Below are 24,064 nucleotides of genomic sequence, written 5' to 3' on the forward strand. Positions count from 1 at the left end.
GCGCTGATCTTGGAGTTGTGGTCCTTGACAAATCCGGACAAATTCGGAGGTTCATGGCGCCACAACTCCAAGATCGGCGCGTAGTTGGGCCGCCAGCGCTGTCCCAGCGAATTACGCAACAGGCTAAAGCGCGCAGTTGACGAGCACCGGTTCGGGGTGGAGGACCACGCCGAACCGGGACTCGACGCCCTCGCGGATCTCGCGCGCCAGGTCGAGCAGCGCCGCCGTCGAGCCGGTGCCGCGGTTCGTCAGCGCGAGCGTGTGTTTGCCGCTCAGCGCCACACCCGAACCCTCCCGGCCGTAGCCCTTGCGGAAGCCTGCCCGCTCGATCAACCAGGCCGCGCTCAACTTCACCGTGCCGTCGCCGCCCGGCCAGGACGGGGGCTCGCCGAACTGCGCCGCCGCCCCGCGGACCCGCTCGAAATCGTCCGGCGACACCACCGGATTCGTGAAGAACGAGCCTACTGAGTATGTGTCGCGGTCCGCGGGATCGATGACCATGCCCTTTCCGGCGCGCAGCTTCAGTACCGCATCCCGCACAGCATCCAAGGGTGCCGTCGCACCCGGCTCGACACCCAGGGTGCGGGCCAGCTCGGCGTAGCGGATGGGCGTCGACAGCGGCGACGCGAGGAGACGGAACGACACCGAGAGCACCACGAACCGGTCGTTGTGTTTGAAGACGCTGGTGCGGTACGCGAAGCCGCAGTCACCCGCCGGCAGAGAGACGACCTCGTCGCGCTGCCGGTCGAACACACGGACCTGCGTGATCGTCTCGGCCACCTCCTGGCCGTAGGCGCCGACGTTCTGGATCGGCGTCGCGCCGGCCGAGCCGGGGATGCCGGACAACGACTCGATGCCCGACCAGCCGTTGACCACGGCGGTCTCGACGACTTCGTCCCACGGGTGCCCGGCGGCAACCGTCAGGGTCACGGTGCCGTCTTCGTTGTGAACGTCGATCCCGCGCTGGCGCAGCAGCACGACGGTGCCGGGGAACCCCTCGTCGGCGACGACGACGTTGCTGCCACCGGCGAGGATCAGCACAGGATCGGCCGACCGCACGGCGGCGAGCGTCTGTTCCTCGTTGGTCACCTCGACGAGGTGTCGGGCGGTGCCGCCGAGGCGGAGCGTCGTGAACGTGGCAAGCGTGGCGGGTTCGGACACCGCACCAGAGTAAGCGGTGCCCTAAGGTTGGAGTGCGGCGTCGGGTCGGGGAGGGATGGCGATGAGCAAGCCTCAGCTCACGAAGGACTTCTGGTTGGCGTCGCTGCGCACGGAGGGTGACGCGTTCCGCGCGGCCCTCGGCAGTGGCACACCGCTCGACGCGCCGGTGCCGAGCTGCCCCGGGTGGAGCCTGGGTGATCTCGCATGGCACGTGAGCCAGGTGTATTCGTGGGTGAGCGGCCACGCCGGCCGGGGCGTCACGGAGCGGCCGGGGGGCCGGCCGGACACGCCGCTGCCCGCCGGCGTCGACCCGGTCGTCGCGTGGACCGACGCGTTCACCGAGCTCGTCGCGACCCTCGACGCCGTCGAGCCGGACCTCCCGGCGTGGAACTGGGCGCCCCAGGCGAAGAAGGCCGCCTTCTGGCACCGGCGGATGGCGCACGAGACGTCGATCCACCGGTGGGACGCGCAGATGGCCGGAGGGCTCAGCGAGCCGATCGACCCGAAGCTCGCCGGCGACGGCGTCACCGAGGTCCTTGACACCTGGCTGCCCGCCGGGCGTCGGAGTGGCCCCACCGACCGGGCCGGCATGATCGCGCTCCACGCGACCGATGTCGACCAGGTGTGGTACGTGCGGCTGCGCGGGGCCGGCGTCGCGCTGCTGGACACCGACACGCTGCTGGACACCGACGACCACCACGAGCGCGCGACGGCCAGCGGCCCGGCGAGCGACCTGGTGCTGGCGCTGTTCGGCCGGGTGCCGTTCGACACGCTGCTGGTGAGCGGCGACGTGACCCTGCTCAGGGGCCTGCTGATCTGATCTGCTCGGCGATCCGCCGCAGCTGCTCGTTGAAGAGCACCAGTCGCACCTCGCCGTCGTAGGGTGCGGCGTCGAAGGCGGCGAGCGCTTGCCGTACCGCATCCTCGGCGGGCCAGGCGAAGGCGCCCGACGAGACGAGGGGGAACGCGGCCGACGCCGCCCCCAGGTCCGCCGCGACCCGCAGGGCGTTCGTGTAGCAGGCGCGGAGCGTTGCCGAACGGTCCTCTGTGGCTTTCCAGATCGGGCCCACCGTGTGGATCACCCAGCGGGCCGGCAGGTTGCCCGCTGTTGTGGCCACGGCCTCGCAGGCGGGCAGTCCCTTGGGGAGACGGTCCCGGCGCAGCGCCCGGCACTCCTCGAGGATGGCGGGGCCGCCGGCGTGGTGGATCGCCCCGTCGACCCCGCCGCCGCCCAGCAGCGTGGTGTTGGCGGCGTTGACGATCGCGTCGACCTCCTGCCGCGTGATGTCACCGCGTAGCAGTGTCAGCCGCATGCGGTTGCTCCTCCGTCGACAGGCCGAGGACACGGCGGGTCAGCAGTGTGCTGCCGACGACCGCGGCAGGGACGACGACGATCGCGGCCAGCGGGATCAGCAGCAGCAGGAACACCGGGATGCCGAAGCCGAGCGCCAGCGGCCGGTGCGCCCGCAGCATCTGCCGGCGGTCCTTGAGCCGCAGGCCGCGCCGGTTGAACGGGATGCCGGTCAGCTCGACGGCGATGAGCCAGCCGCCGACGATCGCGTTGAGCACCGGTACCACCGTCTGGCCGACGACCGGCACGAAGCCCAGCAGGAACAGCGGGACGGCGAACGCGATGCCGAGCAGGATGAGCCGGATGGAGTCGGCGAGGTTCTTGAAGAAGGTCCGGTACCACGGCAGGTCGGTCTCGCCGGGCGTGCCGCCGAGCTCGGTCTCGATCCGCTCCGAGATGACCTCGTAGAACGAGTCGCCGATGAGCAGTGTGAGGGCGGTGTAGGAAATGACCGACAGCAGGACGCCGACGGCGAGGATGCCGGCGCCGGCCCCGAACCGGACGACCCGGCGCCACGTCGACGACCAGTCGTCGGCGAACCAGGTGGCGGCCGCGGCGAGGTCGTCGATGTACAGGAAGAGGAAGAACCAGGCGACGCCGAGCAGCAGCAGCGAGATGACGGCCGGGATCATGCCCAGGAAGAGCAGCCCGGGACTCCGCCCGTACCGCGCGAAGCCCCGCCCCAGCAGCCGGAACCCGGTGACGAACTCGTCCCACGTCGACGTCATCTGACCCACGGCCATAGGTTACGGGGCCACGGCGGCGTAGCGGACGGTCAGCTCACCCAGACGCCAGCGGGCCGGTCGGTCCAGCACCGGCCAGCCGGCGGCCTTCGTCGCCTCCACCGCCCGCCGCCAGCGCTGCCGCGGGCCGAACGTCGACAGCGGGGCCGCATCCCGCCAGGCGTTGTCCAGTGTGGACAGGAAGGCGTGGACGGGCTCACCCGGCACGTTGTGGTGGATCAGCGACTTCGGCAGCCGCTCGGCCAGCGTCGCCGGGGCGTCCAGCGTGGACAGTCGCGCCGCCAGCGTCAGCGTCTGCGGGCCCTCCGGGGACACGGTCACCCAGCTCGCGATCCGGCCCAGCTCGTCGCACGTGCCCTCGACCAGGATCGCGCCGGTCGCGGTCATCGCCGCCCACGCGCCGTCCACCTCGGATTCGTCGTACTGGCGCAGCACGTTGAACGCCCGCACGAGCGTGGGCCGCAGGCCCGCCAGCTCGAAGCCGCCCCGGCGGAACTCCAGCTCCGGCGGGTCCGCGAACGGCTGGGCGGACGCGACCCGCTCGGGGTCGATCTCCAGGCCGATCACCCGGACGCCGAGCCGGGCGCGGAGCTCGACGGTGGTCACCGGGGACGCGCCGTACCCCAGGTCGACGACGAGCGGGTCCGGCGCCCGGCGGAGCAGCCCACCGAGCGTCGCCCGCATCCAGTTGTCGACCCGTCGCAGTCGGTTGGGATTTGTGGTACCCCGGGTGATCGAGCCGTGAAAAGCCGAGCCGGCCGACGCCTTCGGCGCGTGACCCGACCCGGCCTTCATCAGAGGACCCTGTGGACCTTGTGCTGGGCGGCCTGGGCCAGTGGACGGACCACGAGCCGGTCGATGTTCACGTGGTGCGGCCGGGTGGCGGTCCACACGATGCAGTCCGCGATGTCCTCCGCGACCAGGGGAAACTCGACTCCGGCGTACACGGCTGCGGCCTGCTCGGCGTCCCCGCCGAAGCGTTTGACAGCGAATTCATCCGTTTTGACCATACCTGGGTCGATCTCCACGACTCGGACCAGCCGGCCGTTGAGCTCCAGCCGCAGCGTCTCGGCGACCGCCGTCTGCGCGTGCTTGGCGGCCGTGTAGCCCCCGCCGCCCTCGTACACGATCAGGCCCGCCGTCGAGCTCAGCACCACGATCGTGCCCCGGCCGGACCGCTCCAGCAGCGGCAACAGCGCCTTGGTGACGCGGACCGTGCCGAGCACGTTGACGTCGAACATCCACTGCCAGTCGCTCAGGTCGGCCGACTCGACCGGGTCCGCGCCGAGTGCGCCGCCGGCGTTGTTGACCAGCAGTTCGACCGATCCGTCGAGCCCGGCCACCACCTCCGACAAACGGGATACATCGGCGTCAGAAGTGACATCCGCGACCACCGCGGTCGCCGAGGACAGCGACGTCACCAGCGACTTCAGCAGGTCGGCCCGGCGTGCGACCGCGACCACGTGGAAGCCCGAGGCGTCGAGCTGACGGGCGGTCGCCGCGCCGATACCGCTGGAGGCGCCGGTCACCACGGCGATGCGGGAGGTTGCGGCGTGAGGAGAAGACATAGCGCAATCCTGCATGATGCGTGAACACCGCCACATGGCAGTGACCAACGCAACGGTGGGTAGACGGCCACCCGCGAGGGAACATGGACGGTTGGGAAGATGTAACCCTCCGGCAACAGACAAAAGGAGCACCGACGTGGCGCGGGTCGACTCGCTGCACAGCCACACCCCGCACTCCCGCCGTTCCCTCCCGAGGCGCGTCGCCACGCTCTCCGTCCATACCTCACCCCTGGACCAGCCGGGCACCGGCGACGCCGGTGGCATGAACGTGTACATCGTCGAGATCGCCGAGCGACTCGCCCGCGCCGGCGTCGAGGTGGAGATTTTCACCCGGGCCACGAACAGCGACCTCCCGCCGGTGGTCGAGATGGCGCCGGGCGTTCTCGTCCGGCACGTCATCGCCGGCCCGTTCGAGGGGCTCGCCAAGGAGGACCTGCCGGCCCAGCTGTGCGCGTTCACCGGCGGCGTCCTGCGGGCCGAGGCCGCGCGTCCCCTCGGCTGGTACGACCTGGTGCACTCCCACTACTGGCTGTCCGGCCAGGTCGGCTGGCTCGCCAAGGACCGCTGGGGCGTCCCGCTGGTGCACACCGCGCACACCCTGGCCAAGGTGAAGAACCAGCTCCTCGCCGACGGCGACAAGCCCGAGCCGATCGCCCGCGTGATCGGCGAGGAGCAGGTCGTCGCCGCCGCCGACGGGCTCGTCGCCAACACCCCGGCCGAGGCCGCCGACCTCATCGAGCTCTACGGCGCGGATCCGAAGCGCGTCAGCGTCGTGCCGCCCGGCGTCGACCTCGACACCTTCGCCCGCCGGCCCCTGCGGCGGCACGCGGCCCGGCAGCGGTTCGGCCTGCCCGACGACGCGCACGTGGTCGCCTTCGTCGGCCGGATCCAGCCGCTCAAGGCGCCCGACGTGCTGCTGCGCGCCGCCGCCGAGCTGCGCGAGCGGGACCCGCGCCTGGCCCGCAAGCTCATCGTCGTGGTGTGCGGCGGCCCCAGCGGCTCGGGCCTCGACCGCCCCACGGCGCTCATGGACCTCGCCCGTGATCTCGGCATCGCCGACTGCGTGCGGTTCGTCGAGCCGCAGCCGCGTGCGGCCCTCGCCGACCTGTTCCAGGCCGTCGACCTGGTCGCGGTGCCGAGCTACAACGAGTCGTTCGGCCTCGTCGCGATCGAGGCGCAGGCGTGCGGCACGCCTGTCGTCGCGGCGGCCGTCGGCGGCCTGGTCACCGCGGTCCGCGACGGCGTCTCCGGCGTCCTCGTCGACACGCACGACCCGGGCGACTGGGCCACGGTCCTCGGCAGGCTGCTGGCCGAGCCGGCCCGCCGGGCGGCGCTCGCGATGGGTGCGGTCCAGCACGCCGCGGAGTTCTCCTGGAGCCACACGGCGAGCGGACTGCTCGCCGCCTACCGAGAGGCCCTCGACGCGCACAGGGAGGTCATGGCGGCATGAACCGGGATGAGGTTGCGGAACTGATCAAGAAGGTTGCCGTGGACCGGGAGATTCCGTGTGAGGCGACCGGTGACCACGCCTTCGTGGTCACGCTGCCCGGCACCCACAAGCAGAAGACGAACTGCAACCTCATCGTCGGCGAGCACACCCTGCGCGTCGAGGCGTTCGTGATGCGCCACCCCGACGAGAACCGCGAGGTGCTCTGGGAGTGGCTGCTGCAGCGCAACGCGCGCATGTACGGCGTCGCGTTCGCCGTCGACACGGTCGGTGACGTGTACCTCATGGGTCGCCTCCCGCTGCACGCCGTCACCGAGGACGAGCTCGACCGCCTGCTCGGCGCGGTCCTCACGTATGCCGACGAGAGCTTCGACCCGATGCTGGAGATCGGCTTCGGCTCGGCGATCCGTCGCGAGTGGGAGTGGCGCGTCAAGCGCGGCGAGCCGCTGGACAACCTCCGCGCGTTCACGGCCTTTGTCAATCGCGGGGCGTAGATACCCTGAGCGGGTGATCGACAGACCACCCCTGGCATGGAAGCCCGTCAGCGCAGTGGCCGGCGGGGCAGCCGTGGCGCTGCTGCTCATGATCACCCGGTACGACTACCACCGCGACGAGCTGTACTTCCGCATGATCGGCGCGCACCCCAAGTGGGGCTACGTCGATCAGCCACCCTTCACCCCGCTGCTGGTCCGCGCCTGCATCGAGCTCTTCGGCGACACGGTGTGGGCGATCCGACTGCCCGGCCTGCTCTTTGTCGCGGCCGCCGCGTTCCTGCTCGCCGCCATTGCCCGTGAGGTCGGCGGCGGACCGGTCGCCCAGGCGCTGGCGGCCACCGGCGTGCTCACCACGTTTCCCCTCTTGGCCGGGCACCTCGCGCTGACCACCGGGCCCGACCTGGTGATGTGGCTGCTCACCATCCTGTTCATGATGCGGGCGCTGCTGCGCGGCGCGGACCGGTACTGGCTCGCCGCCGGTCTGGCCGTCGGGCTCGCGCTCTACAACAAGCATCTCGTGGTCTTGTTGCTGCTGACGGTCGCGGCGGGCCTGCTGATCCTCGGCCCGCGTAAGGTCCTGCTGTCGCCCTGGCTCTGGGGCGGTGCCGCGATCGCGATCGTGGTCGGCCTGCCCAACCTGCTGTACCAGGTCGCCAACAACTTCCCGCAGTTGTCCATGGCGGAGGCGCTGACGGAGAACAAGGGCGACGAGGCGCGGATCACTCTGCTTCCGCTGCAGTTGGCGTGGCTGGGCCCGATCTTCGTGCCCATCTGGATCAGCGGGATCGTCACTCTGCTGCGTGATCCGCGACTGCGGCCGGTGCGGGCGTTCGGCCTGGCCTACCCGCTGATGCTCGTGCTCCTGTTCATCGTCGCGGGCCAGCCGTACTACAGCTTCGGGCTGCTCGCCGCGCTCTTCGCCGTCGGTGCCGCGCCGACCGGGCGCTGGCTCACGACCGCCCGCCGGAAGGTACTGCTGACCACCGGGGTGGTGGTCAACTGCGGACTCGCGATCCTCACCTCGCTGCCCGTGCTCCCGGTCGACGTGGTGGGCAGGACCCCGATCCCGGCCATGAACCAGGGCATCGCCGACGAGATCGGCTGGCGGCGATACGTCCGCCAGGTGGCCGACGTCTATGCCGCCCTGCCGGCGGAGGACAAGCCGCGCACCGTGTTCGTCACCGGCAACTACGGCGAGGCCGGCGCGCTCGACCGCTACGGCAAGCCCATCGGCCTGCCGGATGTCTACAGTGGACATAACGAGCTCTGGCGCCTCGGCCCGCCGCCCGAGTCGGCGACCGTCGTGGTGCTGGTCTCCCAGGGTGACCCGACCCGGTCCCCGGCCTTCGGCTCCTGCGTGGAAATGGCCAGACTGGACAATGGTTACGGGGTGGAGAACGAGGAGCAAACAGCTCGCGTATTCGTCTGCCGGGACCGCCGGGGTACCTGGGCTGAGCTGTGGCCTCAGTTCCAGCATTTCGATTGATTTCGATTATTTCCATTGTGTGAGGGAGCCGACATCCCGTTTACTTGTCGCTCGATTCCCGAGCCGCGTACCGTCATTCTCGGATCCGGCGATTCCTGAAGTTGGGGAGCGACGGGGGTGTTCAGGGCCGTCAAGGCCCTCTCGCAGTGATGTGTCCGGGCGGGGCGCGTCGCTGCCAACCGGCGGCACGCGCGGTCGAAAGGCCGCAGCGGAGCGGGTGTCGTGGACTGGGGGTGCACGTCACCCGCTGCCGCCGGTGCGAGCCGCCAAACTTAATCCGGGCATAAAGACGCACGGCGGTTGCTGCCCGTAATTTTCCTCGCATGCGAAGCGTGCGGACGCCGCTGGTTCCCCGTGTCCTCGCCGGGCTCCTGCTGGCCCTGATCCCGGGTTCCGCGCTCGCCGGGTGCGGTGGCGCACCGGGTCCCTCGGACGCCGGGGCCGCCCCCGACTCGTCCGAGGACGCCTCCGCCGGCGATCCCGGGTCGGCCGACCCGGCACAGAGTGGCACCGGCGTCCTCGGCGCCGCCGCGAAGCCGAGCGGGACCGCGACGAAGCCCGCGACCGTCACCGCGCCGACGCAGACCTTCGCCGTCGGCGTCAGCCAGTTCACCTTCAGCCGCTCCGGCCGCACCCTGCGCACACTGGTCTTCTACCCGGCGACCGGCAGCGCGGGCGGCGCGCCGAAGAGCAACGCGGCGGTCGCCGCCGGGCGCTTCCCGCTCGTGCTGTGGAGCCACGGCCTCCACGGCTCGCCCGAGGGCTATCAGGGCGTGAGCGCGAAGATCGCCGCCGCGGGTTTTGTGGTGGCCGCCCCGGCGTATCCCTTCACCAACGACAAGGCCAACCCGTTCAACCAGGGCGACATGGCCAACCAGCCGGCCGACGCCTCCGCCGTGATCACCGAGGTCCTCAAGCTCGACACGAAAGCCGGCGCGGCGCTGGCCGGGCACATCGAGACGGCGCGCGTCGGCGCGGCCGGTCACTCGGCGGGCGGCTACACGACCGCCGGCATGCTGTCGGGCTCGGCCCGTGACACCCGGCTCAAGGGCGGGATCATCGTGGCGGGCGGCGGTATGGGCGGCAGGTTCAGCGGTGCCGCGACGCCGGTGCTGTTCGTGCACGGCGACAAGGACGGCACGGTGCCGTACAGCAGCGGCAAAAGCCTCTACGACAGCTGCACCTGGCCGAAGGGCTTCCTGACCCTCCTCGGCGGCGACCACGGCGCCGCCCTGTGGGGCACCACCCCGGCGGCGCAGGCGGTGTCCAAGACGATGATCGACTTCTTTCGGTACACCCTGTACGGCGATGCGGCGGCCCACGGCAGACTGCGTCAGGACGCCACGGTGAGCGGCGCGGCGAAGTACGACGGCAACCTCTGAGCCCCGATGCTCAGGTGCGGCCTCACGTCAGGGCGAAGACGTCCAGGAGGCCGGTCAGCTTCAACTGGGCGTACGCCAGGGGCCGCGGGTTGCGCAGGGTCAGCGTGCAGCCGGCGCCGTTGGCGAGCTTCCAGCAGCTGACCAGCGCGCCGATGCCCGCCGAGTCGAGCACCGTCACCTCGTCGAGGTCGAGCACCAGCTCGCCCGGCTCGAAGGCCGGCAGCACCGCGCGCACCGCCAGCACGACCTGTTCCCGCGTGGCCAGGTCGAGTTCCCCGGCGAGGCGGATGACGACCGTGCCGGGATCCGTGGCATCCAGGGTTGCAGACAGCCCGTCGTCCACATGCGCCTCCCGCCGTATGAAGGGCAGGGACTACCCGGCGACGGGGACGGCAAACCTTTCGGCTTCCAGCTGTTTGGCCACCCGGCGCTCGCGGGCCGGCTGGATCAGCAGGTGCCCCGCCGCCGCCGTCAGGCCGAGCACACCGCACAGCACCCAGTGCCAGTTGCCGAGGTGCTCCAGGCTGGCCCCGCCGGCCGCGGGCGCGATGAAGCTCGCCGCCGGGAAGACCAGGTAGAAGACGCTCTGGTACCTCGCGCGCAGCGCCTCCGGCGACAGCTCCGCGATCACGGCGGCGTTCGGCGGCGCCGCGATCATCGAGCCGACGGTCCAGATCGTCGCCGCGACGACGTACCCCGCGACGTCGTCGGCCAGCGCGACGGACGCGAAGCCCAGGCCCAGGAAGACGTTGGCGACCGCGAGCGAGGTGCCCTTCCGCCAGCGGCCGATGAGCCGCGGCACGAACAGCTGGCCGAGGACGATGAGCAGGCCCGCGTACGCGACCACCGAGCCGTAGACGGTGGGCCGCAGCCCGTCGCCGGTGATCGCGAGCGGCAGGATCGTCGAGCTCTGCAGGGTGACGATGGAGAGCAGCAGCGAGAGCCCGACGAACAGCATGAACGACGGGTCGGTCAGCGCGGTGTGCAGGCCGCCGGACGCCCGCACGGTGGTGGCGCGCCGCGGCCGGGTCTCGTGCACCTTCCACAGGATCAGCAGCGCGGTGACCAGGGTGGCGGCCGCGTCGACGGCGAACAGCAGCGGGAAGCTCACCTCGGCCAGCAGGCCGGCGGCCAGCGAGGCCACCGCCATGCCCAGGTTGAACGCCCAGAACTGGAGGTTGAACGCCCGGCTGCGATCGTCGACCGGGGTCACGTCGACGATCGCCGCGACGAACGCCGGCCCGGGCATCGAGTGCATCAGGCCGAGCAACGCGGCGAGTGCGGCGATCACCGGCAGATCGTCGGTGATCGCGAGGCCGGCCAGGAACACGACCGCGCCGAAGTGCGCCAGCAGCAGTGTGGGGCGGCGGCCCCAGCGGTCGGCCAGGACCCCGCCGAGCAGGACACCGCCGATGCCGCCGATGCCGTACCCGCCGACGACCAGGCCGGCGACGCTGAGCGACAGGTGCTGTGCCGACGTGAGGTACAGCGAGAGAACCAGCGCGACGAAGCCGCCTACTCGATTGATGAGCATGCCGGTCCAGAGGTACCAGTACATTCGTGGAAGGCCGCCGATGGTGGACCGGTACCACTTGCGCACGTTGCAGCTCTCTTCGGATTGTTAGGTAAGTTTACAGTTAGATTTTAACCGGCTCGGCTTCGGGCTGGGCGGCAGCCAGCGCGGCCACCCGCCGTTCGCGTGCCGGTGCGGCGAGCAGCCCCCACACGCCGCCGACCACGCCCAGCCCGAGGCAGCCGAGCCACAGCGTGGTGTTGTCCGCGTTGTCGCGCACCGCGCCGCCGAGGGTGGGCGCCAGGAACGACGCCACCTGCCAGGAGAGGGAGAACCCGCCCTGGTAGCGGCCGCGCATCGTGACGGGGGAGAGGCCGGCGAGCAGGGCCGCGTTCGACGGGGCGTTGAGCATCTCGCCGGCCGTCCAGATCAGCACCGTCACGCCGTACCAGACCGGGGTGTGCGCAAACGCGGTGAGCCCGAAGCCCAGCCCGACCACAACCGAGGACACCGGCAGCACGAGGGCGGGGCGGCGCCGGGCCAGCAACCGGGTCAGGGCGAGCTGCCCGACCACGATCATGACGCCGTTGAGTGCGATCACCACTCCGAACGTGCTGCTCGACAGGCCGTCGTCGATCATCGCCAGCGGCAGCATCGACATGTGCTGGAGGAGGATCAGGGCCAGCAGCAGGTTGCAGGCGATGAATCCGAGGAACACCCGATCCCGGAACACGGTCCGCAGGCTCCCGGCCTGATGCTCGTGCTCGACCACCTCGGGCCGGGTCTCGCAAACCTTCACCACGATGAGCCCCGCCGCCACGGCGGTGGTCACCGCGTCGGCGAGGAACAGCGTGAGATAACCGGCCTGCGTCGCGAAGCCCGCCAGGACCGCGGCGATCGCGAAGCCGAGGTTGATCGCCCAGAAGTAGACGTTGAACGCGCGCATCCGGTCGGCCTCGGGCACGATGTCGGTGATCATCGCGGCGAGCGCCGGCCGGGCGGACTCGGCGGCCAGGCCCAGCGCGGCGGCCCCGACCATGATGGTGATCCGGTCCTGCGCCAGACCCAGGGCGACCATCAGGGCCGACGCCGAGAAGAGGGCGAGCAGTGCGGTCGGCCGGCGGCCCCAGCGGTCGGCCAGATGGCCGCCGGCCGTGACGCCGATCGCGCCGCCCACGCCATACAACCCGATCACCAGGCCGGCGGCGGACTCACTGAAGCCACGCTCTTTGGTCAAATAAATCGTGAGGAAGATGATCACGAAGCTGCCGGCGCGGTTGACCAGGGTGGCCACCCACAGCACCCAGAACTGACCCGGTAAGCGTTGCCCCGTAATGCACGCCACGGTCCGGCATCCTTACATCCGGGCCGCTGCGCTGTCGAAGGATTAAGTGCGGGAGGATGGTTTCATGAGCGAAGTCGGGACACTGGTGCTCTTGCGGCACGGTGAGAGCGAGTGGAACGCCAAGAACCTGTTCACCGGCTGGGTCGACGTGGACCTCAGCGCCAAAGGAGAGGCCGAGGCCCGTCGGGGCGGCGAGCTGATCCGTGAGTCCGGTCTCCTGCCGGATGTGGTGCACACGTCAGTGCTGCGCCGTGCCATCCGTACCAGCGAGATCGCCCTGCACACCGCCGACCGGCACTGGATCCCGGTCCAGCGCAGCTGGCGGCTCAACGAGCGGCACTACGGCGCCCTGCAGGGCAAGAACAAGAAGCAGACGCTGGAGGAGTTCGGCGAGGAGCAGTTCATGCTCTGGCGCCGGTCCTACGACGTGCCCCCGCCGCCGATCGCCGACGACGACGAGTGGTCGCAGGCCGGCGACCCGCGGTATGCGACCCTGCCGCCGGAGCTGCTGCCGCGCACCGAGTGCCTGAAGGACGTCGTGCAGCGCATGCTGCCGTACTGGTACGACCAGATCGTCCCCCAGCTGCTCGCCGGCAGGACGGTCCTGGTGGCGGCGCACGGCAACTCGCTGCGCGCGCTCGTGAAGCACCTCGACGGCATCTCCGACGAGGCGATCGCCAAGCTCAACATCCCGACGGGCATCCCGCTGCGGTACGACCTGGACGCCTCGCTCAAGCCGATCACGCCGGGTGGCACCTACCTCGACCCGGAGGCCGCGGCCGAGGCAGCCGCCGCGGTGGCGAACCAGGGTCGCTGACCCCAGTACGAAGCGGGAGGGGCACCGGCCCCTCCCGCTTCGTCGTGTCACGGCCTCACTCGGCCGGCTTGGCGTCCCTGGCGTCCAGCGCCTCGCCGGTGACCAGGAACACCACGTGCCGCCCGGCGTTGACCGCGTGGTCGGCGTACCGCTCGTAGTAGCGGCCCAGCAGCGCCGAGTCGACCGCCGCCTCGGTGCCCTCGGTCCAGTCCGGGCCGAACATGATGCCGAAGAGGCTGGTGTGCAGGCGGTCCATCTCGTCGTCGTCGCGATCCAGCTGGCCCGCGGCCACCACGTCGGAGGCGGAGATCGCCCGGGAGATCTTGCCGGCGATCCGGTCGGCGACCGAACCCATCTGCTCGAACGTCTCGACCAGCGGCCCAGGCACGGCGACGTTGGGGTGGCGGCGCAGGGCGGTCTTGGCCACGTGCTCGGCGAGGTCGCCCATCCGCTCCAGGTCGGCCGCCAGGTGCAGTGCGGTCAGCACCACACGCAGGTCGGACGCCACGGGTGCCTGGCGGGCGCACAGGTCGTACACCTTGTCCTCGACGAGCCGGTAGAGGGCGTTGACCTCGGCGTCGCGGGCGATGACCTCTTCGGCGTCGGTCTGGTCGGCCTTCAGGAGGGCATTGGTTGCCCGGTTCATGGCGCTGCGGACGGCGTCGGCCATCCACACCAGCAGCCGGTTGACCTGCAAAAGATCCGCACGGTATTCGTCGCGCATGGTGCTCCTATCGTGTCGAACCTCACGGTAGGGTTCCACCCCCACGCCGGACGTGAACTTCACCCCGCGAGGGGGTGAACACTGGACGACGTGAGCCCGTTTCGTGCCTCCGCGTGCCGTCGGTCGGGTAAGAGACCTCCTACCATCGAGCCGTGGAGTGGAAGTTCCGGCAGCAGGCGAAAGCCGAGGGTCCGGCAATGACCGAGATCCTCGACGCGTTGCTGGTCGGGGTGCTCGTGCTGGACGAAGACGATCGCCCGGTGCTCGCCAACGCGGCGGCCCGTGAGATGGGCCTTGTGCGGCAACGTGGCGGTACGACCGTCGACGAGGCGCACACGATCGTGCGGACGCTCGCGGGTCAGGTGCGGCGCGGCGGGGTAACCCGGGTCGTCGAGCTCGACCTGCCCCGGATCACCCATGGCGATCCGCTGGGTGTCAACGTGCGCGCCGTCGCGCTCGACGGCGGCCGGGTCGCGATCGAGGCCACCGACGTCACCGAGGCCCACCGGGTCGCCCGCGTGCGGCGCGACTTCGTCGCCAACGTCAGTCATGAGCTGAAGACCCCGGTCGGCGCGCTCCAGCTGCTCGCCGAGGCCCTCCTCGACGCCACGGACAAGGACCCCGCCGCCGCCATCCGGTTCGCGGAGCGGATCAAGCACGAGTCGTCGCGACTCGGCCGGCTCGTCTCCGAGCTGCTGGAGCTGTCCCGGCTGCAGGGCGCGGAGCCGCTGCCCGAGCCGGAGCCGGTCGACGTCGACAAGATCATGGCCGAGGTGCTCGACCGCACCAAGACCCCGGCCTCCGCGAAGGAGATCGAGGTGAGCTTCCAGGGTGTCCGGGGCCTGACCGTCTACGGCAACGAAAACCAGCTGGTCACGGCCGTGGTCAACCTCATGGAGAACGCGATCGCCTACTCGCCGGAGTCGACGCGGGTCATCGTCACCACGTCGGCGAGCGAGGACGGGTTCGTCGAGATCGCGGTCGCCGACCAGGGCATCGGCATCGAGCCGCGTGACCTGGACCGGATCTTCGAGCGGTTCTACCGCGCCGACCGGGCGCGCTCCCGGGCCACCGGCGGCACCGGCCTCGGCCTGGCGATCGTCAAGCACATCTCCACCAATCACGGAGGCTGGGTCACGGTGACCAGCACCGTCGGTGTTGGCTCGACGTTCACCTTGCGGCTGCCGTCGCGTCCGACGGAGGCCGCATTGGCGCTACCGCCGTCAGTTGAGATCGGAGGGGCCTCATGATCGTTATGCAACAGCAATCCCGCGGTTCGCAGCGCAGTGCGGTTCCCCGGCAGCTACGAAAGGACAGCACGTTGGCGCGCGTACTCGTGGTCGAGGACGAAGAGTCGATTTCCGACCCGTTGTCGTACATGCTCCGTCGCGAGGGTTTTGAGGTCTCCATCGCGGCGACCGGCACCGAGGCCCTGACCGAGTTCGACCGCACCGGCGCGGACATCGTCCTGCTCGACCTGATGCTCCCCGAGATGTCGGGCACCGAGGTGTGCCGGCAGATGCGGCAGAAGTCCAACGTGCCGATCATCATGATCACGGCTCGGGACAGCGAGATCGACAAGGTGGTCGGGCTGGAGATCGGCGCGGACGACTACGTCACCAAGCCCTACTCGCCGCGCGAGCTGGTCGCCCGCATCCGCGCGGTGCTGCGGCGCCAGGTCGACGCCGTCGGTGACCTCGCGCCGCCGACACTCTCGGCCGGCCCGGTCCGCATGGACGTCGACCGGCACGTCGTCACCGTCGCCGGCGACGCGGTGCAGTTGCCGCTCAAGGAGTTCGAGCTGCTCGAGCTGCTGCTGCGCAACGCCGGCCGGGTCCTCACGCGGGGCCAGCTGATCGACCGGGTGTGGGGCGCGGACTACGTCGGCGACACCAAGACCCTCGACGTCCACGTGAAGCGTCTGCGGTCGAAGATCGAGCCTGAGCCGTCCGCGCCGCGGTACATCGTCACGGTGCGCGGCCTGGGCTACAAGTTCGAGCCGTAGCCCTCGCGAAGGTGGACGGGGTCAGCCGGCGTTGGCGACCGACTCGCGACTGCGGCGGCGCTCCTCCATCTCGCGGCGCAGCACGTAACCCCGGATCGCCCGGCCGACGAGCTCGGTCGTCTCATACGTGATGATCACGTCGAACGTCCCGTTCTTGTGGTCCCGGCGGACGAACAGCACCGTGCCGTTCAGCGGGATCGTCTGGTCCTCCAGGGCGATCCGCAGCTCGACCCGGTCGTCCCGGTCGAACTTGTCCTCCAGCATCCGGCAGCGGATCCCGCCCTCGGACAGGTCGATGACACGGCCCGCGTACGCGGTGCCGCCCATCGTCACCTCGACCGGCTCACCGCCGCCGCCGCGGACGTAGTTGCGGCGGGTCTGCAGCCGGATGCTGCCGATCGCCTCCAGCGACCAGCGCGGCGGCTGCTCGTTGCTCAGCGCCGTCAGCCGCACGTCGATCGCGTGCCGCCGGTCGCCCGCGACCCAGGCAAGCTCCAGCGACGTGCCGACCTTCGGCATGTCGGCAGTGTTCACGCCGAACGGCGCGGCCACGGTCAGGCGCTTGTCGGTCACGTCCTCGACGCGGGACTGATAGGCCTCGCCATCCATCAGGACCACGTCGACCAGGGTGTTGATCGCGGGCAGACTGGTCACGCCCCCACGTTCGGCCCGGACCGGGCCGACTTGAGGATTCAGGAGTCGAGTGCCGCGCGCCACTCGTACGGCTTGGCGAAGTGCCCCGGCGCGCACACCAGCTCGTCGATCTTGCGCTTCTCACGGGCCGGGCTGCCGGCGACCACGGTGTCCGGCGGCACGTCACGGGTGACCACCGAGCCGGCGCCGACCAGTGCGCGGGCGCCGATCCGGACCCCGGGCAGGATGGTCGCGTTGCCGCCGATGGATGCGTCGTCGTCGACGGTGGCGCCGCCGACGCACTCGTCGTACCGCGGGCAGGGCGGGTGCGGGTCGTCGGTGAACACGACCCCGGGGCCGAGGAACACCCGCAGGCCGAGGGTCACGTTCTCCAGGAAGCAGTGCGAGTGGACACGGCTGCCGTCGCCGATCCGGTTGCCGGGCTCGAGCACGGCGTTCGTACCGACCGAGCAGCCGTCCCCGATGATGTTGTTCTCCCGGATCATGGCGCCGTGTCCGGACTGGAACCGCTCGCCGATCACCGCACCGGCGTAGATCACCGTGCCCGACCGGATGCGGCTGTTGGCCCCGATGACGGTCGGGAACTCACCCGGCTGCGCCCCCCGCGGCGGTACGCCGATCCGGGCCCCGGGCTCGACAACAGTGCCTTCGCCGAGCTGCACCCCGGGAAAGATCTCTTCGTTCACCGCCTGAACCTATCCGGGTGGTGGGTTCCCCGGTTGTCGCACACCGGACACCACCCTGACCGTACCGTTGCGATTGGTGCGAACGTTCAACACCGGCCCGGCCGGGATGCTCTTGATGCTGGTCGGCGTGATGCTGGCGGCCAGTTCGGCGTGGACCGCGATCGGCGCGGCCACCTGGTCCGAGTCCCTCCCGAGCATCTTCATCGGCCTGTCACTGCTGGCGGTCGGCTATTCGCTGCTCGCCAAGGCCCGCCGCCAGCAGCACACCCAGCAGGAGGAGGACTGACCCGTCAGACGGGGCGGATCGGGATGAGTTTGCGGGCCGCCACCGTGGCCGGGTGGGGGGCGATCATGCCCTGCTCGACGCGGGCCACACACAGCTCGGCGAGCCTGGTGTAGGCCGCCTTGCCGATCAGGGCCGTCAGCTCCGGCTCGTACTCCTGGTAGAGCCGCAGCGCGCCGACGTGGGCCTCCGGGGACGACGTGCACCACCAGTGCAGGTCGTGGCCACCCTCGCCCCAGCCGCGCCGGTCGAACTCGCCCAGCGTCGAGACCAGCACCTTCGTGCCGTCGGGGCGCTTGCGCCAATCCTGGTCACGGCGGACCGGCAGCTGCCAGCACACGTCCGGCTTGTACTCCAGCGGGTGCACGCCGTCGCGGAGCGCCTGGCCGTGCAGGGCGCAGCCGCCACCCCCGGGGAAGTCGGGGTCGTTCTGGAAGACGCAGCCGGCGCCGGGGCGGGTGGCCGTGCGCAGCGCGGGGTTCTCACCGTCGATGGTGTCCGTCTCGGTGTAGTTCTTGAACCCCTTGCGGTAATACTGCCAGTGCTCCGGCGAGAGCCGCTTCGCCGCCGCGCGCACGCGCTTCTTGTCGTCGTCGTCGGTGAAGAAGGCGCCGTGCGAGCAGCAGCCCTGCTCCGGCCGGCCTTCGACGATGCCGTGGCAGCCGTTGCCGTAGACACATGTCCAATTGGACAGCAGCCACGTCATGTCGGCCCGGATGAGGTGGTCGGCGTCATCCGGGTCGGTGAACTCCAGCCACTCGCGTGGGAAGTCGAGGTCGACCTCGAGGTTGCGCGGGTCGTCCGGGCCTTCGACCTCGACGTGAATCTCCATTCGACGAAGCGTACGCCGTCGGGTTCGCCCCGCCGAAGCGTGACGCGACTACGGTGAAGCGATGCGCCTCGGTGTCCTCGACGTCGGCTCCAACACGGTCCATCTCCTCCTTGTCGACGCGCACCACGGTGCTCACCCGTGGCCCGCCCACTCGCAGAAGGCCGAACTGCGCCTCGCCGAGCGGATCGGCAAGGACGGTGAGCTCAGCAAGGCGGGTGCCGACAGCCTCGTCGCGGCGGTCGCCCAGGCACGTGACGCCGCCGCGGCGCTGGAGACCGACGACCTGCTCGCCTTCGCCACCTCCGCCGTGCGAGACGCGAAGAACTCGGCCCGCGTCCTCAAGCGGGTCCGTGAGGAGACGGGCGTCGACCTGCAGGTCCTCGCGGGCGAGGCCGAGGCGATCATGACCTTTCTGGCGGTACGGCGCTGGTTCGGCTGGTCCGCGGGCAGGCTGCTGGTGATGGACATCGGCGGCGGTTCGCTGGAGCTGGCGGCCGGCATCGACGAGGAGCCCGACGTGGCGCTATCCGTGCCGCTCGGCGTGGGCCGCCTGACCCGGGAGCGGCTCGACGGCGACCCGCCCTCGGCGGCGGCGGTCGCCGCCCTGTGCGAATACGTCGAGGCCGAGGTCGCCAAGCCGGTGAAGAAGCTGGCCGACAGTGGCTGGGACCGGCCGGTCGCGACCTCGAAGACGTTTCGCACGCTGGCCCGTCTCGCCGGGGCGGCGCCGTCGAGCGCCGGGCCGCGGGCGCCCCGCAGGCTGACCCGGGTCGGCCTGCACCAGGTGCTGTCGTTCATCCGTCGGATGCCGTCGGCGGCGCTGGCCGAGATCGACGGCGTGAGCCCCGGGCGGGCGCATCAGATCCTCGCCGGTGCCGTGGTGGCCGAGGTCACCATGCGCAGCCTGGGCATCGAGGAGGTCGAGATCTGCCCCTGGGCTCTGCGCGAAGGGGTGATTCTTCGCCGGCTGGAGGTCCTCGAGTCGAGTTGATCGACAGGAGACGTTACCCGGCGAGGGCTAGCCTGGTGTTGTGAGTCGTCAAGTTCCGGTCCTGTTGTCCACCTCCTCCGTCTTCCCCGAGCCGACCGCCGCAGGTTTTGAGATGGCCGCCTCGGTCGGATACGACGGAGTAGAGGTGATGGTCTGGTCCGACGCGGTGAGCCAGGACGCGGGGGCGCTCCTCGGACTGTCGAAGCACTACGGCGTGCGCGTCGGCTCCGTGCACGCACCCTGCCTGATGGTCACCCAGCGGGTGTGGAGCCCGGACCCCTGGGAGCGGCTGCGCCGCGCCGCCGAGCTCGCCGACACGCTCGGCGCGCCGACCGTGGTCGTCCACCCGCCCTTCGCCTGGCAGCGCGACTACGCGCGGACCTTCCAGTCCGGCCTGCTCAAGCTGGGCCGACAGTTCCCGGGCATCCGGTTCGCGGTCGAGAACATGTTCCCGCTGCGTGGCGTGGGCCGCGAGTTCGTGCCGTATGCGCCGGGCTGGGATCCGACGCTGATCGGGTTCGACGCCTACACGCTCGACCTGTCACACTGCGCCGCCTCACGGACCGATGCGATCGCGCTGGCCGACACGATGCGCGGCAACCTGGCTCACGTCCACCTGGGCGACGGCACGGGCAAGGGCCGCGACGAGCACCTCGTGCCCGGCCGGGGGACCCAGCCCTGCGCGGAGCTCCTGGCGTCGCTGGACGGGCGCGGCTTCACCGGCTCGGTGGCGGTGGAGGTGGGCACCCGGAAGGCCCGCAGCCGTGCCGACCGCGAGGCCGACCTGGCCGAAGCGCTGCGGTTCGCCCGCCAGCACCTGGCCACCCCGTCCCCGGTCGCCTGATCATCCCGGCGTCCGGCTCCGTGCCCCGGCCCTCCGGCGCCACCGATCCGGATCAGGTGGCGCAGGCGTCCGGTTCAGCAGCCGCCGGCCTTCGGCTCAGGGGCCGTCCGCCCCTGGCCGAAGACGCAGAGACCTGCCCCCGGCGCGTTCGGTCGCGCCGGGGGGCGGTGAGCCGGCGGTCAGATCTTGCGAACGGACTCGGCCTGAGGACCCTTCGGGCCCTGCTTGATCTCGAACTCGACCCGCTGGTTCTCGTCGAGGCTGCGGTAGCCCTCCGAGACGATGGCGGAGAAGTGGACGAAGACGTCGTTGCCGCCGTCGACGCTGATGAAGCCGAAGCCCTTCTCAGCGTTGAACCACTTCACGGTTCCCTGGGCCATGGTGCTGTTTCTCCTTCGTAGGGCGTTGTGATCCGGTGACCTACCCGGTGTCAGGGGCCGCCAACAAAAATGAACGGTCCCGCATCGCCCAAGCCCGCAGATCCGACTTGTCGGACGCGCGGTGAAGCGAACCACATGACGCAAGATATGCCGAAGTGCCCGGCCCCGGAGGCGGTTTCGGGTTCTCGAACCCGACCCGGCCGACCCCCGGCCGGGTCGAGTCCGCTCGGCAACCTATGCGGTCACGACCGCCCGGTCGGTGTCATCCGTGGTGACCTGGGCCTGCGCGAGCGCGGCGCCGGTCTCGGCGGCCCGCTTGCGCGCCCGGTGCGCCGCGACGTGGGAACGGGTCGCGCACCGCTCGGAACAGAACCGGCGGCAGCAGTTCGACGAAGTGTCGAGGTACACGTTGCCGCAGCGCTCGTCCGCGCAGACGCCGAACCGGGCGCTGCCGTGCTCGCACAGCCACACCGCCAGGCCCCAGGCGGCGCCGGCCAGCAGCTCGGAGCTCACCGAGGAGCCTCGGCCGGTCACGTGCATGTGCCAGTCGTGGGTGTCGTGCCCGGAGATCCGCGGCTGCATCGGATAGGCCTCGAGCAGCGCGTTGAGCTCCGCGACCGCGGCCACGTCACGGCCGGCCGAGCCGTGCTCGAACACATCCCGGAGCCGCTTGCGGGCGCGCCGGAAGGCGATCAGGTCGCGTTCCGTCGCCTCGGCGGTCTGCCAACTGTCCTCGCCGAACAGTGCGACGAGGTCTTGCATGCTTTCGAGCGGCGCGTTGACGATGTCGACGGCGGTCCGCGCATACGCGTCGAAGTCCACCCGACCAAGGTAGTCAAGAAATGCCACACTGGCGACCACGCGTCACCGGACCCGGCAGGATCTGTCTACGCTCGGCACATGCTCAGATCGGTCATCCTCGCCGCCGCCCGCTCAAACAGAGTCGAGCGGCTTGTCGAATCCGCTCCGGTCAGCCGCGACATCGTGCGCCGGTTCATCGCCGGCGAGCACGTGGACGACGCGCTGGCCCGCACCCGCGAGCTCGTCGCCGACGGACTGGCGGTGACGATCGACCACCTCGGCGAGGACACCACCAATCCGCAACAGGCCGAGGCGACCCGCGACGAGTACCTCAAACTGCTCGACGCGCTGCAGGCCGCCGAGTTGACCCCCGCGGCCGAGGTCAGCCTCAAGCTCTCCGCGCTCGGCCAGGTCTTCGACGAGAAGGTCGCCTACGAGCACGCCCGCGCGATCTGCGCCAAGGCCACCGAGGCCGGCACCACGGTCACCCTCGACGCCGAGGACCACACCACCACCGACTCGACGCTGGAGGTGCTGGCCCGGCTGCGGGAGGACTTCCCGACGACCGGCGCGGTCGTCCAGTCGTACCTGCGCCGCACCGAGGCCGACTGCCGCGAGCTGGCGGTCAGCGGCTCCCGGGTCCGGCTGTGCAAGGGGGCGTACAAGGAGCCCGAGTCGGTGGCCTACCAGAGCCGTCTCGACGTCGACAAGTCCTACGTGCGCTGCCTCAACGTGCTCATGTCCGGCTCCGGCTACCCGATGCTCGCCACGCACGACCCCCGCCTGGTGGCCATCGGCGAGGACCGCGCGAAGTGGTTCGACCGCTCGACCGACGAGTTCGAGTTCCAGATGTTGTACGGTGTCCGCCCCGACGAGCAGCGCCGCCTCGCCGAGCTGGGATACACCGTCCGGGTCTACCTGCCCTACGGCACCCAGTGGTACGCCTACATGATGCGGCGGCTGGCCGAACGGCCCGCAAACGTCGGCTTCCTGGCCCGCGCCCTGCGGTCCAAAGGCTAGCGACAGGTCCTAATGCCGCATCTCGTCCATACGGGCGACGCGGCTGCTTGACCGGGTCGCGTACGGTCCGGCAGTGATGGATGGGGGACGGCCGGACGCGACGGGGTTCGCGCGGGAATCGAACCGGCCGCCGTTGCCCCACCCGAGGCCGGCGGAGTTCTACCATTCGCCGCCGCCGGTGCACTATCAGCAACCCTATCCGCCGTATCCGCCGCCTGTCCCGCCGAAGCGGGTCAACGTCCTCCGGGTCGCGCTGCTGGTGGCCCTGGCCGTGCTGCTGCTGGCGCCGGCGGGCGCGATCGCCTTCGAGGCCACCCGCCAGGACCGCACCGCGACGCTGGCCGGGCAGGGCCTCGGCACGGCCGGTGATCGGCCGGTCGGCGAGTCCAACGGCGGCGGCGCGAAGGGCGGGTCGGGCGAGACGAAGGGCGCGCCGCCCACGACCGTGGACGGCAAGGTCCGCCGCGCCCTGTCCGACCAGGGCGCGGCTCTGGTCGGCGGCGACCAGGCCGCCTTCCTCGCCCCGGTCGACCAGACCGCCACCAAGCTGCGCGACGATCTCGCCCGGCGGTTCGGCTCGCTGCGCCAGTTGCAGGTCAAGGTCTGGGAACCGACCGTCGTCGACAAGGTCAAGGTCGTCGGCGACGGCACCGCGACCGCCAAGGTCTACGTGCGGTACTGCTTCGTGGTCGAGACCTGCGACCCGATGAACTTCCAGACCGCCACCCGGTGGAACGTCTCCGGCAAGACCGTCACGCTGCTCGAGTTCGGCGTCTCCGACGACCTCGGCCCGCGCCCGTGGGAGGCCAGCGAGCTGCGGACCGCGGTCGGTCAGCGGGTGGTGCTGTCGACGACCCCGAAGTACGCCTCCCGCCTCCCGTCGATGCTCGCCAGCGCCGAGAAGGCCGCCGCGCTGACCGACCGCTACGCGAAGTGGGGCCCGCCGCCGTCGCGCTACACCGTGTATCTCGCCGGCCCGGACGAGTGGTCGTCGTGGTACGGCATCAAGCAGGAGAACTGGGTCGCCGGCTTCGCGCTGCCGCTCACCCCGAACGCGACCGAGATCGTCCTGAACGCCGCCCGCGTCGACGCCAAGGAGACGCTCGACGTGCTGCGCCACGAGTTCACCCACGTGGTGACGCTGGCCGGCGTCGACCGCGCCTATGACAAGACCTGGTGGCTGGTCGAGGGTCTCGCCGAATACGTGCGGGTGAAGGGCGAAGGCAAGCCGTTCAGCCAGATGTCCGACGTGCGGGCGTATGTCCGCAGTGGACACTGGAAGAACGAGATCGCGATGGACGACCCGCCGGAGGGGGCGAGCACGAGCGACGTGAGCGGGCGATACGGCATCGCCTACCTGTCCGTGCAGCGCCTCGCCGACCGCTTCGGCGAGGAGAAGATGCTCGACTTCTTCGACCTCACCACCCGGCAGGGCATGAGCCTCACCGACGCCGCACCGAAGGCACTCGGCATGAGCTGGGACGACGTCGCCAACGACTGCGTGAGGAACGTCAAAGCCCGTACATAGAATTGCGTG

Annotated in this window: 26 protein-coding genes and 2 pseudogenes; 13 read left to right on the forward strand and 15 right to left on the reverse strand. The window is 70.6% G+C overall.

What is annotated here, in order from left to right:
* Positions 1-123 precede the first annotated feature (123 nt).
* Positions 124-1,161: a UDP-N-acetylmuramate dehydrogenase gene (locus tag Dfulv_RS04045; protein WP_259861254.1), complete on the reverse strand. Its 1,038-nt coding sequence runs from the start codon at positions 1,159-1,161 to the stop codon at positions 124-126.
* A gap of 61 nt (positions 1,162-1,222) precedes the next feature.
* Here Dfulv_RS04045 and Dfulv_RS04050 point away from each other — a divergent pair, with 61 nt between their 5' ends.
* Positions 1,223-1,981 (forward strand): maleylpyruvate isomerase family mycothiol-dependent enzyme, encoded by a 759-nt coding sequence (locus Dfulv_RS04050; RefSeq protein WP_259861255.1) that lies wholly within the window; start codon positions 1,223-1,225, stop codon positions 1,979-1,981.
* Here the strand turns inward: Dfulv_RS04050 and Dfulv_RS04055 are convergent.
* The 4 genes from Dfulv_RS04055 to Dfulv_RS04070 are packed head-to-tail and all read right to left on the reverse strand — an operon-like array spanning position 1,962 to position 4,823.
* Positions 1,962-2,474: an O-acetyl-ADP-ribose deacetylase gene (locus tag Dfulv_RS04055; RefSeq protein WP_259861256.1), complete on the reverse strand. Its 513-nt coding sequence runs from the start codon at positions 2,472-2,474 to the stop codon at positions 1,962-1,964. The two genes, Dfulv_RS04050 and Dfulv_RS04055, sit on opposite strands and share 20 nt — an antisense overlap.
* The gene (locus Dfulv_RS04060; RefSeq protein WP_406567924.1) at positions 2,449-3,255 is read right to left on the reverse strand and encodes an EI24 domain-containing protein; all 807 of its coding nucleotides are present in this window, start codon (positions 3,253-3,255) and stop codon (positions 2,449-2,451) included. The genes Dfulv_RS04055 and Dfulv_RS04060 overlap by 26 nt, the downstream gene beginning before the upstream one ends.
* A gap of 3 nt (positions 3,256-3,258) precedes the next feature.
* A complete protein-coding gene (locus Dfulv_RS04065) occupies positions 3,259-4,050 on the reverse strand; it encodes a methyltransferase domain-containing protein (RefSeq protein WP_259861257.1) in 792 nt (263 codons plus the stop codon).
* Positions 4,050-4,823 carry an SDR family oxidoreductase gene (locus Dfulv_RS04070; protein WP_259861258.1) on the reverse strand — a complete coding sequence of 258 codons (774 nt, stop codon included), beginning with the start codon at positions 4,821-4,823 and terminating at the stop codon, positions 4,050-4,052. Before Dfulv_RS04070 ends, Dfulv_RS04065 begins: the two co-directional genes overlap by 1 nt.
* A gap of 136 nt (positions 4,824-4,959) precedes the next feature.
* Between Dfulv_RS04070 and mshA the strand changes: the two genes are divergently transcribed.
* From mshA to Dfulv_RS04090, 4 genes are all read left to right on the forward strand, one after another.
* Positions 4,960-6,273 carry a D-inositol-3-phosphate glycosyltransferase gene (gene mshA, locus Dfulv_RS04075; protein ID WP_259861259.1) on the forward strand — a complete coding sequence of 438 codons (1,314 nt, stop codon included), beginning with the start codon at positions 4,960-4,962 and terminating at the stop codon, positions 6,271-6,273.
* On the forward strand, positions 6,270-6,764 hold the full coding sequence (locus Dfulv_RS04080; RefSeq protein ID WP_259861260.1) for a type III secretion system chaperone family protein: 495 nt from the start codon (positions 6,270-6,272) through the stop codon (positions 6,762-6,764). The genes mshA and Dfulv_RS04080 overlap by 4 nt, the downstream gene beginning before the upstream one ends.
* A gap of 13 nt (positions 6,765-6,777) precedes the next feature.
* Entirely contained in the window at positions 6,778-8,250 is a 1,473-nt protein-coding gene (locus tag Dfulv_RS04085; RefSeq protein WP_259861261.1) for a glycosyltransferase family 39 protein, read from the forward strand.
* A 323-nt stretch (positions 8,251-8,573) separates the two neighbouring features.
* Positions 8,574-9,632 carry an alpha/beta hydrolase family protein gene (locus tag Dfulv_RS04090; protein WP_259861262.1) on the forward strand — a complete coding sequence of 353 codons (1,059 nt, stop codon included), beginning with the start codon at positions 8,574-8,576 and terminating at the stop codon, positions 9,630-9,632.
* 22 nt (positions 9,633-9,654) lie between these two features.
* Here the strand turns inward: Dfulv_RS04090 and Dfulv_RS04095 are convergent, their stop codons facing one another.
* From Dfulv_RS04095 to Dfulv_RS04105, 3 genes are read right to left on the reverse strand one after another with little or no spacing between them, the layout of a single operon-like run.
* A complete protein-coding gene (locus Dfulv_RS04095) occupies positions 9,655-9,975 on the reverse strand; it encodes an STAS domain-containing protein (protein WP_259861263.1) in 321 nt (106 codons plus the stop codon).
* A gap of 30 nt (positions 9,976-10,005) precedes the next feature.
* Entirely contained in the window at positions 10,006-11,232 is a 1,227-nt protein-coding gene (locus Dfulv_RS04100; RefSeq protein ID WP_406567926.1) for an MFS transporter, read from the reverse strand.
* A 37-nt stretch (positions 11,233-11,269) separates the two neighbouring features.
* A complete protein-coding gene (locus tag Dfulv_RS04105; RefSeq protein WP_406567927.1) occupies positions 11,270-12,439 on the reverse strand; it encodes an MFS transporter in 1,170 nt (389 codons plus the stop codon).
* A gap of 115 nt (positions 12,440-12,554) precedes the next feature.
* Here Dfulv_RS04105 and Dfulv_RS04110 point away from each other — a divergent pair, with 115 nt between their 5' ends.
* The gene (locus Dfulv_RS04110) at positions 12,555-13,307 is read left to right on the forward strand and encodes a phosphoglyceromutase (protein WP_259861265.1); all 753 of its coding nucleotides are present in this window, start codon (positions 12,555-12,557) and stop codon (positions 13,305-13,307) included.
* A 55-nt stretch (positions 13,308-13,362) separates the two neighbouring features.
* On the opposite strand, the gene phoU is transcribed toward Dfulv_RS04110, so the two are convergent.
* Complete coding sequence (gene phoU / locus Dfulv_RS04115) at positions 13,363-14,031, reverse strand: phosphate signaling complex protein PhoU (RefSeq protein ID WP_259861266.1); 669 nt, start codon at positions 14,029-14,031, stop codon at positions 13,363-13,365.
* A 197-nt stretch (positions 14,032-14,228) separates the two neighbouring features.
* On the opposite strand from phoU, the gene Dfulv_RS04120 reads away from it, so the two are divergent.
* Both Dfulv_RS04120 and Dfulv_RS04125 read left to right on the forward strand, forming a co-directional pair.
* Positions 14,229-15,281, forward strand: coding sequence for a sensor histidine kinase (locus Dfulv_RS04120; RefSeq protein ID WP_259867403.1), 1,053 nt, complete (start codon positions 14,229-14,231; stop codon positions 15,279-15,281).
* A gap of 71 nt (positions 15,282-15,352) precedes the next feature.
* Positions 15,353-16,036 (forward strand): response regulator transcription factor, encoded by a 684-nt coding sequence (locus tag Dfulv_RS04125; RefSeq protein ID WP_259861267.1) that lies wholly within the window; start codon positions 15,353-15,355, stop codon positions 16,034-16,036.
* A gap of 21 nt (positions 16,037-16,057) precedes the next feature.
* Here the strand turns inward: Dfulv_RS04125 and Dfulv_RS04130 are convergent, their stop codons facing one another.
* The 3 genes and pseudogenes from Dfulv_RS04130 to Dfulv_RS48735 form a co-directional block, all read right to left on the reverse strand.
* Positions 16,058-16,690 carry a PilZ domain-containing protein gene (locus Dfulv_RS04130; RefSeq protein ID WP_259861268.1) on the reverse strand — a complete coding sequence of 211 codons (633 nt, stop codon included), beginning with the start codon at positions 16,688-16,690 and terminating at the stop codon, positions 16,058-16,060.
* Between the two features lie 128 nt (positions 16,691-16,818).
* A pseudogene (locus Dfulv_RS48730) lies at positions 16,819-16,932 on the reverse strand (hypothetical protein); the annotation flags it as partial.
* Between the two features lie 180 nt (positions 16,933-17,112).
* Positions 17,113-17,175 (reverse strand): annotated as a pseudogene (locus Dfulv_RS48735) (hypothetical protein); the annotation flags it as partial.
* A gap of 277 nt (positions 17,176-17,452) precedes the next feature.
* Here Dfulv_RS48735 and Dfulv_RS04140 point away from each other — a divergent pair.
* On the forward strand, positions 17,453-17,662 hold the full coding sequence (locus Dfulv_RS04140; RefSeq protein ID WP_259861270.1) for a hypothetical protein: 210 nt from the start codon (positions 17,453-17,455) through the stop codon (positions 17,660-17,662).
* A 4-nt stretch (positions 17,663-17,666) separates the two neighbouring features.
* On the opposite strand, the gene Dfulv_RS04145 is transcribed toward Dfulv_RS04140, so the two are convergent.
* Complete coding sequence (locus Dfulv_RS04145; RefSeq protein WP_259861271.1) at positions 17,667-18,491, reverse strand: hypothetical protein; 825 nt, start codon at positions 18,489-18,491, stop codon at positions 17,667-17,669.
* Positions 18,492-18,552: 61 nt separating this feature from the next.
* On the opposite strand from Dfulv_RS04145, the gene Dfulv_RS04150 reads away from it, so the two are divergent.
* Together Dfulv_RS04150 and Dfulv_RS04155 are read left to right on the forward strand one after the other, a co-directional pair.
* Positions 18,553-19,482, forward strand: a complete 930-nt coding sequence (locus Dfulv_RS04150; protein ID WP_259861273.1) for a Ppx/GppA phosphatase family protein — start codon at positions 18,553-18,555, stop codon at positions 19,480-19,482.
* A 40-nt stretch (positions 19,483-19,522) separates the two neighbouring features.
* Positions 19,523-20,326, forward strand: coding sequence for a sugar phosphate isomerase/epimerase family protein (locus tag Dfulv_RS04155; protein WP_259861274.1), 804 nt, complete (start codon positions 19,523-19,525; stop codon positions 20,324-20,326).
* Between the two features lie 179 nt (positions 20,327-20,505).
* Here Dfulv_RS04155 and Dfulv_RS04160 read toward each other — a convergent pair whose 3' ends face one another.
* Together Dfulv_RS04160 and Dfulv_RS04165 are read right to left on the reverse strand one after the other, a co-directional pair.
* The gene (locus tag Dfulv_RS04160) at positions 20,506-20,706 is read right to left on the reverse strand and encodes a cold-shock protein (RefSeq protein WP_190255785.1); all 201 of its coding nucleotides are present in this window, start codon (positions 20,704-20,706) and stop codon (positions 20,506-20,508) included.
* Between the two features lie 234 nt (positions 20,707-20,940).
* Complete coding sequence (locus Dfulv_RS04165; protein WP_259861275.1) at positions 20,941-21,528, reverse strand: CGNR zinc finger domain-containing protein; 588 nt, start codon at positions 21,526-21,528, stop codon at positions 20,941-20,943.
* Positions 21,529-21,606: 78 nt separating this feature from the next.
* Here Dfulv_RS04165 and Dfulv_RS04170 point away from each other — a divergent pair, with 78 nt between their 5' ends.
* Positions 21,607-22,527 carry a proline dehydrogenase family protein gene (locus Dfulv_RS04170; protein WP_259861276.1) on the forward strand — a complete coding sequence of 307 codons (921 nt, stop codon included), beginning with the start codon at positions 21,607-21,609 and terminating at the stop codon, positions 22,525-22,527.
* 178 nt (positions 22,528-22,705) lie between these two features.
* Positions 22,706-24,055 carry a basic secretory family protein gene (locus tag Dfulv_RS04175; protein ID WP_259861277.1) on the forward strand — a complete coding sequence of 450 codons (1,350 nt, stop codon included), beginning with the start codon at positions 22,706-22,708 and terminating at the stop codon, positions 24,053-24,055.
* Positions 24,056-24,064: the final 9 nt, after the last annotated feature.

This window comes from Dactylosporangium fulvum, assembly GCF_025137375.1.
Classification (GTDB): Bacteria; Actinomycetota; Actinomycetes; order Mycobacteriales; family Micromonosporaceae; genus Dactylosporangium; species Dactylosporangium fulvum.

Coding starts and splice junctions, on each gene's coding strand:
- Dfulv_RS04050 (WP_259861255.1), top strand. CDS start 1,223: ATGAGCAAGCCTCAGCTCACGAAGGACTTCTGGTTGGCGTCGCTGCGC.
- Dfulv_RS04055 (WP_259861256.1), bottom strand. CDS start 2,474: ATGCGGCTGACACTGCTACGCGGTGACATCACGCGGCAGGAGGTCGAC.
- Dfulv_RS04060 (WP_406567924.1), bottom strand. CDS start 3,255: ATGGCCGTGGGTCAGATGACGTCGACGTGGGACGAGTTCGTCACCGGG.
- Dfulv_RS04065 (WP_259861257.1), bottom strand. CDS start 4,050: ATGAAGGCCGGGTCGGGTCACGCGCCGAAGGCGTCGGCCGGCTCGGCT.
- Dfulv_RS04070 (WP_259861258.1), bottom strand. CDS start 4,823: ATGTCTTCTCCTCACGCCGCAACCTCCCGCATCGCCGTGGTGACCGGC.
- Dfulv_RS04080 (WP_259861260.1), top strand. CDS start 6,270: ATGAACCGGGATGAGGTTGCGGAACTGATCAAGAAGGTTGCCGTGGAC.
- Dfulv_RS04090 (WP_259861262.1), top strand. CDS start 8,574: ATGCGAAGCGTGCGGACGCCGCTGGTTCCCCGTGTCCTCGCCGGGCTC.
- Dfulv_RS04110 (WP_259861265.1), top strand. CDS start 12,555: ATGAGCGAAGTCGGGACACTGGTGCTCTTGCGGCACGGTGAGAGCGAG.
- phoU (WP_259861266.1), bottom strand. CDS start 14,031: ATGCGCGACGAATACCGTGCGGATCTTTTGCAGGTCAACCGGCTGCTG.
- Dfulv_RS04120 (WP_259867403.1), top strand. CDS start 14,229: ATGACCGAGATCCTCGACGCGTTGCTGGTCGGGGTGCTCGTGCTGGAC.
- Dfulv_RS04145 (WP_259861271.1), bottom strand. CDS start 18,491: ATGGAGATTCACGTCGAGGTCGAAGGCCCGGACGACCCGCGCAACCTC.
- Dfulv_RS04150 (WP_259861273.1), top strand. CDS start 18,553: ATGCGCCTCGGTGTCCTCGACGTCGGCTCCAACACGGTCCATCTCCTC.
- Dfulv_RS04160 (WP_190255785.1), bottom strand. CDS start 20,706: ATGGCCCAGGGAACCGTGAAGTGGTTCAACGCTGAGAAGGGCTTCGGC.
- Dfulv_RS04170 (WP_259861276.1), top strand. CDS start 21,607: ATGCTCAGATCGGTCATCCTCGCCGCCGCCCGCTCAAACAGAGTCGAG.